We start from the raw sequence: 1,008 nt of genomic DNA, 5'->3' as shown, positions 1-1,008 counted from the left end.
CTCGCGTTTGTTTTCACTGGTCAGGGCAGTCAGCGGTTGGGGATGGGCCGGGGGTTGTGCGAGCGGTTCCCGGTGTTCGCCGAGGCTTTCGACGAGGTCTGTGGGCGGATTGGTCCGGGGCTGCGGGACGTTGTTTTCGGTTCGGATGCGGATGAGTTGAGCCGGACGGTGTGGGCGCAGGCGGGGTTGTTCGCGCTGGAGGTGGCGCTGTTCCGGCTGCTGGAGTCCTGGGGTGTGCGGCCCGGCTATCTGATCGGTCATTCGATCGGTGAGTTGTCGGCGGCGTGCGTGGCGGGGTTGTGGTCACTGGAGGACGCGTGCCGGGTCGTGGCCGCCCGGTCCCGGTTAATGCAGGCGCTGCCTCCCGGCGGGGCGATGGCCGCCGTCCAGGCCACGGCCGAGGATCTGGCCGACTTCCTCGGTGACGATGTGGTGATCGCGTCGGTGAACGCGCCCGGGCAGGTCGTGATCTCCGGCCCCGAGGCGGGTGTGGAGCGGGTGATGGCTGCCTGCGGGGCGCGCTCGCGCCGCCTGGCGGTCTCGCATGCCTTCCACTCGCCGCTGGTGGAGCCGATGCTGAGCGAGTTCCGTCGGGTTCTGGAGTCGGTGGAGTACCGCACTCCGTCGCTGCCGGTGGTCTCCAACGTCACCGGTACGTGGGTTGATCCGGAGGAGTGGGGGACGCCGGAGTACTGGGTGCGTCAGGCCCGCGAGCCGGTCCGTTTTGCCGACGGCGTTGACGCCCTTTTGCAGGCCGGTGTGACGACGTTCGTCGAGCTGGGTCCTGCCGGGACGCTCACCTCGATGGTCACCCACTGCGCGGAAAGCGCGGACAGTTCCGTGACGGCCACGCCCACCCTCCGCCCCGACCACGACGATGCCCACACGGTCCTGACCGCGGTCGCCACCCTGTACGTCCAGGGCCACCCGGTCGACTGGGCCCCTCTGTTCCCGCAGGCCCGCACCGTAGACCTGCCCACCTACCCCTTCCAGCACCAGCACTACTGG

The 1,008-nt window shown here is 69.3% G+C and carries 1 protein-coding gene; it reads left to right on the top strand.

What is annotated here, in order from left to right; all coding sequences use genetic code 11:
* A partial coding sequence (locus ACFIF2_RS35840; RefSeq protein WP_395577478.1) for an acyltransferase domain-containing protein occupies positions 1 to 1,008 on the top strand: 1,008 nt, incomplete at both ends.

This window comes from Streptomyces sp. BK79 (assembly GCF_044142145.1).
Classification (GTDB): domain Bacteria; phylum Actinomycetota; class Actinomycetes; order Streptomycetales; family Streptomycetaceae; genus Streptomyces.
The sequence above is the reverse complement of the archived record's forward strand: the minus strand, read 5'-3'. Positions and strand labels throughout refer to the sequence as shown.